This is a genomic window from Rhodococcus sp. (in: high G+C Gram-positive bacteria) (assembly GCF_049591685.1).
In the GTDB taxonomy this organism is placed as follows: Bacteria; Actinomycetota; Actinomycetes; order Mycobacteriales; family Mycobacteriaceae; genus Rhodococcoides.
In genome coordinates this window covers 1-5,379 of sequence record NZ_JBAWFH010000303.1, presented here as the reverse complement: position 1 = coordinate 5,379, position 5,379 = coordinate 1, and the positions used below count along the sequence as shown (strand labels likewise).

Here is a 5,379-nt window from a genome sequence, read left to right as displayed (position 1 = left end):
AGTCGACACCGACTGTGCGAGTCGAGGCCGAATTGCCCGTCGGAGCTCGCTGGGCGGTCGATGTGGTCGAAGTTCCCGATTCCCTCGCCGGATCGATGGCATCGCTTCTTGGAGACACCGTCATCGTCTCTTCGCTCGAGGACGCCGAAGCCGTGGTCCGGGCCGTGCCCGGCGTCCGTGCCGTCACCAGGGCCGGAGACCTTCTCGCCACCGGTTGGCTCTCGGGTGGGTCGGACAGGCGCCCCAGCACGATCGAGGTGCAAGCCGCCATCGACATCTCCACGGTCGAACTCACCGCCGCCGAACGGCGGTCGGCGGAGATCGAAGCAGCACTGTCGGGCGCACTTGCCGAGCAGGCAGACCGTCGGGAATCAGCCGAGCAGGCCCTTGCGGCTCTGAACGAATCGGATGCGGCGATGTCAGCCGTCTACGAGCAGCTGGGGCGTCTCGGCCAGCTCGCCCGGTCCGCACACGCCGAATCCGCGCGGCTGAGCGAACAACGAGCGAAGGCCGAGAGCGGACGCGAAGAGGCTCTCACGGCGTTGGCCGAACTCGAGGAACGTCTGCGTCTGGCCGGGGACGAACAGACGGGGGCCGACGGCGCCCCCGAGTCCGAGGACTCGACACGCGCACGCGAGGAGGCGGCCGCCGCACTGGCCGAAGTTCGGGCTGTAGAGGTCGAGGCCCGCCTGAACGTGCGGACGGCCGAGGAACGTGCGCAGTCGCTGCGAGGGCGAGCAGAATCGCTTCGACGCGCCGCGCGTGCGGAGCGGGAGGCCCGTGCCCGGGCAGAACGCGAGACGGTGGCACGCCGACACGCAGCCGCGATCGCCGAGGCCGTCGCGTCGTCGGGTAGGCGTGTCGCCGAGAGGTTGTCCGTCGTCGTGGCCGCAGCGGCCGCCCGACGGGACGAACTCGCCGAGCAACGCGCCACCACCACGGCAGAACTCGAACGCGTCAAGGAACAGGTACGCGCGCTGGCGGGACAGCTCGCGTCGATCACCGATGCCGTTCATCGCGACGAGGTGGCGCGAGCACAGGCCGCGCTGCGCATCGAGCAACTCGAAGCGACCATCCTCGAACAGCACGGGATAGGGCTCGACGACCTGATCGCCGAATACGGACCCGATGTACCGCTGCCGCCCACCGAGTTGGAGATCGCCGAGTACGAGGCCGCGAAGGAACGCGGCGAGCAGGTGGTCGCGCCTGCGCCGATGCCGTTCGACCGCGACATGCAGCAGAAGCGCGCCAAGCGCGCCGAACGCGACCTGGCGACACTCGGCCGGGTCAATCCGCTGGCACTCGAGGAATTCGCCGCGCTGGACGAGCGCTACAACTTTCTCTCCACCCAGCTCGAAGACGTCAAGTCCGCCCGCAAAGACCTGCTCGACGTCGTCGCAGATGTGGACGATCGCATTCTGCAAGTGTTCACCGAGGCATGGATCGACGTGGAACGCGAGTTCACTCAGGTGTTTGCGAAACTGTTCCCGGGTGGCGAGGGCCGGCTCATCCTGACCGAACCCGGCGACATGCTCACCACGGGCATCGAGGTCGAAGCGCGTCCCCCCGGCAAGAAGGTGAAGCGCTTGTCGCTGCTGTCGGGCGGCGAGAAATCGCTCACCGCCGTTGCCATGCTCGTTGCTATTTTCCGGGCCAGACCGTCACCGTTCTACGTCATGGACGAGGTCGAGGCCGCTCTGGACGACACAAATCTGCGACGCCTGATCGGGCTGTTCGAGCAGTTGCGAGAGAAGTCGCAGCTCATCGTCATCACCCACCAGAAGCCGACCATGGAAGTGGCCGACGCCCTGTACGGAGTCTCGATGCGCGGTGACGGTATCACCACGGTCATCTCGCAGCGGCTCAACCGAAACCGCGTGGAGACCATCGGCAGCGTCACCGCGCCGGACGACGACGTCGCCGACTCGCCCTCGTCCGAGGCGGGGGAGACCTCGGTCCCGACGGGCTAGGTCGAAGGTGTGCGGCGCCGCCCGTGCTGACACTATGGACGCCGTGAGTACCCAAGCGTGGATCATCGTCGCGGCCGTTCTGGCCGTCCTCATCGTCGTACTCGTCGTCGGGCTCGTTCTCGCGCGCCGACGACGGGTGTCACTGAAATCGGCCGATACGCCGACGATCGACGAGCCCAAGGACTTGTCCGGGGGATACAAGGCCGGCGGTGGGTTCTCCTTCAGTCAGGGCACGGCAACGGCCGAACCGGACACGGCTCCGAAGCCGGAACCGGTCCGGCGGCCGGAACCCGCAGCGAAGCCCGAGCCAACCCCGACACCCGAGCCGGCGCCGACACCCGAACCTGCGCCGACACCCGAACCTGCGCCGACACCCGAACCATCGCCACTGCCGGAGCCGACCCCCGAACCTGCGCCGCTGCCGGAGCCGACGCCCGAACCAGCGCCGGAGCCGGAGCTCGAACCTGCACAGTCGACAGAGTCGGCCACGCCGGTGTTGGACGACATAGCGCCGACCGACGGCCGCTTGGACCGTTTGCGTGGTCGACTGGCTCGTTCGCAGTCGGCTGTTGGCAAGTCGCTGCTCGGGCTGCTCGGCGGCGGCGATCTGGACGAGGACTCCTGGGAAGAGGTGGAGGACACCCTCCTGATCGCCGATCTCGGGTCCTCGACGACCGCGGAGATCATGAAGGCTCTGCGTGAGCAGATGGCGGCGCGGAGCGTGCGTACCGAAGCGGATGCCCGTGCGCTTCTGCGGGAAATCCTGATCGGCCAGTTGCACCCCGAGTTCGATCGGTCCATCAGGGCACTGCCGCACGAGGGAACGCCTGCGGTGCTGCTTGTCGTAGGCGTCAACGGAACGGGCAAGACGACAACCACCGGGAAGCTCGCTCGGGTACTCGTGGCCGACGGACGACGGGTACTGCTGGGGGCCGCAGACACCTTCCGTGCGGCCGCGGCCGATCAGCTGCAGACGTGGGCCGAACGCGTCGGTGCGGAGGTCGTGCGCGGGAAGGAAGGTGCGGACCCCGCGGCCGTCGCATTCGATTCGGTGACCAGAGGCATCGAGCAGGGCGTCGACGTCGTGGTGATCGACACCGCAGGTCGTCTCCACACCAAATCGGGGCTGATGGACGAACTCGGAAAGGTCAAGCGAGTCATCGAGAAGCGCGCACACGTGGATGACGTCCTCCTCGTGCTCGACGCGACCGTCGGCCAGAACGGCCTGACCCAGGCGCGTGTGTTCGCCGAGGTCGTCGACATCAGCGGAGTCGTGTTGACCAAGCTGGACGGCACCGCCAAGGGCGGCATCGTGTTCCAGGTGCAGCGCGAATTGGGCGTGCCGGTCAAGCTGGTGGGGCTCGGCGAGGGAGCCGACGATCTGGCGCCGTTCGAGCCCGGCGCCTTCGTCGACGCGCTTCTGGGCTGACTGTCTTCTGGCTGCTTTCCAGCCCGCCGATTCGGACCGACGGAGCCGCGAACGGCGCCGAACCGGGTTCACCGCCGCAGATGGAAAACGGTGAATTGCCTGCACGAAACCTATTGGCAACACGATCCGGTCATCCGTTCACACGAGCGCAACACCTCAGTGTCATCACGGAAACCTCGCGAAACCACTCTTTGTCCAGACCGCGGACCAACCGGTGCGCAGGAGAACATGGAGGGTGTACGTGAGTCCCGACGAACTAGCAGATTTGGCTGCGGTTTCCGGCAATTCCGCGTGGATGCTGATCGCGGCGTCATTGGTGCTGCTGATGACGCCCGGGTTGGCGTTCTTCTACGGCGGCATGTCGCAGTCGAAATCCGTTTTGAACATGATGATGATGTCGTTCGGCGCAATGGCCGTCGTTGTTGTCGTCTACATCCTCTGGGGATGGTCGATGTCCTACGGCACGCAGGACATCGGCGGGGTTTTTGCCAACCCGTTCGAGTTCTTTGGCCTGAAGGACTCCATCACCGACGCCGACGGTGAATTCATCGCCGGGGCTTGGGGCTACGCCAACGTGATCGACATCGCCTTCCAGGTGACGTTCGCGATCATCACGGTGGCTCTCATCAGCGGGTCGATCGCAGGACGCGTCAAGTACGGAACGTGGCTCGTGTTCGCCGGCGTGTGGGTCACCCTCGCGTACTTCCCACTCGCACACATGGTCTGGGGCGGTGGATTGCTCTCCGGTTCCGAGGACGGCCTCGCCGCGAAGATCTTCGGCACCACCGACGACGGTGACGGCGGACTCGTCGCCTCTGTCGCCCCGATCGATTTCGCCGGTGGAACTGTCGTCCACATCAACGCCGGTATCGCAGGCTTGGTTCTCGCGATCGTCATCGGCAAGCGACTCGGTTTCGGCAAGGTCGCATTCCGTCCCCACAACCTTCCCTTCGTCATGCTCGGTGCAGCGCTACTGTGGTTCGGCTGGTTCGGCTTCAACGCAGGTTCTGCCTTCGCCGCGGACGGCGTCGCAGGTCTCGCCTGGGTCAACACCACGGCCGCGACAGCCGCCGCCATTGCGGGCTGGTTGATCACGGAGCGTATTCGGGACGGGCACGCCACCAGCCTCGGTGCTGCGTCCGGCATCGTCGCGGGCCTCGTTGCCATCACTCCTGCGGCAGGCGCGTTGACGCCGGTCGGCGCGATGATCCTCGGCGTGGTCGCAGGCGTTCTGTCGGCTCTCGCGGTCGGCCTGAAATTCAAGTTCGGCTACGACGACTCGCTCGACGTCGTCGGTGTCCACCTCGTCGCCGGCCTCTGGGGCACGATCGCCATCGGCTTCCTCGGTTCCGAGACCGGCCTGTTCTACGGTGGTGACTACAAGCAACTCGTCGTCCAGATTGTTATCGCGCTCTTCGCACTGATCTTCACCGGGATCGTCACGACGGTCATCGCCTTCGCACTCAAGCCCCTGGGTTGGCGTGTGTCGGACGAAGAAGAGGCCAACGGCATCGACGAGGCCGAACATGCCGAGACGGCGTACGACTTCGCCTGACAAGGTAAAGATAGGGAGCGCGAAGTCGCTCCGCACGCAACCGGGCACCGTAGAAGCTTGTGAAGGGAAGCAAATATGAAGCTGATCACAGCAATCGTCAAACCGTTCACGTTGGAGGACGTCAAGACGGCCCTCGAACAGGCCGGAGTCCTCGGCATGACCGTCAGCGAAGTCCAGGGATACGGACGCCAGAAGGGGCACACCGAGGTTTACCGCGGCGCGGAGTACTCCGTCGATTTCGTACCGAAGGTGCGCGTCGAAGTCGTCGTCGACGATGCAGCTGTCGAGAAGGTCGTCGAGGTCATCGTCGAGGCCGCACGCACCGGCAAGATCGGTGACGGCAAGGTGTGGGTTTCCCCGGTCGACTCGGTCATCCGAGTACGTACCGGAGAACGTGGCGCCGATGCGCTCTGACCCACAAGGGT

4 protein-coding genes are annotated in these 5,379 nt (G+C 65.7%); all 4 read left to right on the top strand.

The window, feature by feature from the left end:
- A partial coding sequence (locus tag WBQ44_RS12620) for an AAA family ATPase (protein ID WP_495567028.1) occupies window positions 1-1,970 on the top strand: 1,970 nt, incomplete at its 5' end.
- 34 nt (window positions 1,971-2,004) lie between these two features.
- A complete protein-coding gene (gene ftsY, locus WBQ44_RS12615) occupies window positions 2,005-3,399 on the top strand; it encodes a signal recognition particle-docking protein FtsY (protein WP_495567027.1) in 1,395 nt (464 codons plus the stop codon).
- A 295-nt stretch (window positions 3,400-3,694) separates the two neighbouring features.
- Window positions 3,695-4,954: an ammonium transporter gene (locus WBQ44_RS12610; RefSeq protein ID WP_495567029.1), complete on the top strand. Its 1,260-nt coding sequence runs from the start codon at window positions 3,695-3,697 to the stop codon at window positions 4,952-4,954.
- Between the two features lie 75 nt (window positions 4,955-5,029).
- Window positions 5,030-5,368: a P-II family nitrogen regulator gene (locus WBQ44_RS12605; protein ID WP_075840128.1), complete on the top strand. Its 339-nt coding sequence runs from the start codon at window positions 5,030-5,032 to the stop codon at window positions 5,366-5,368.
- Window positions 5,369-5,379: the final 11 nt, after the last annotated feature.

Excerpts from the sequence above, each read along its gene's own strand:
- WBQ44_RS12605 (WP_075840128.1), top strand. The coding sequence starts at position 5,030 with ATGAAGCTGATCACAGCAATCGTCAAACCGTTCACGTTGGAGGACGTC.
- WBQ44_RS12610 (WP_495567029.1), top strand. The coding sequence starts at position 3,695 with ATGCTGATCGCGGCGTCATTGGTGCTGCTGATGACGCCCGGGTTGGCG.
- ftsY (WP_495567027.1), top strand. The coding sequence starts at position 2,005 with ATGGACGCCGTGAGTACCCAAGCGTGGATCATCGTCGCGGCCGTTCTG.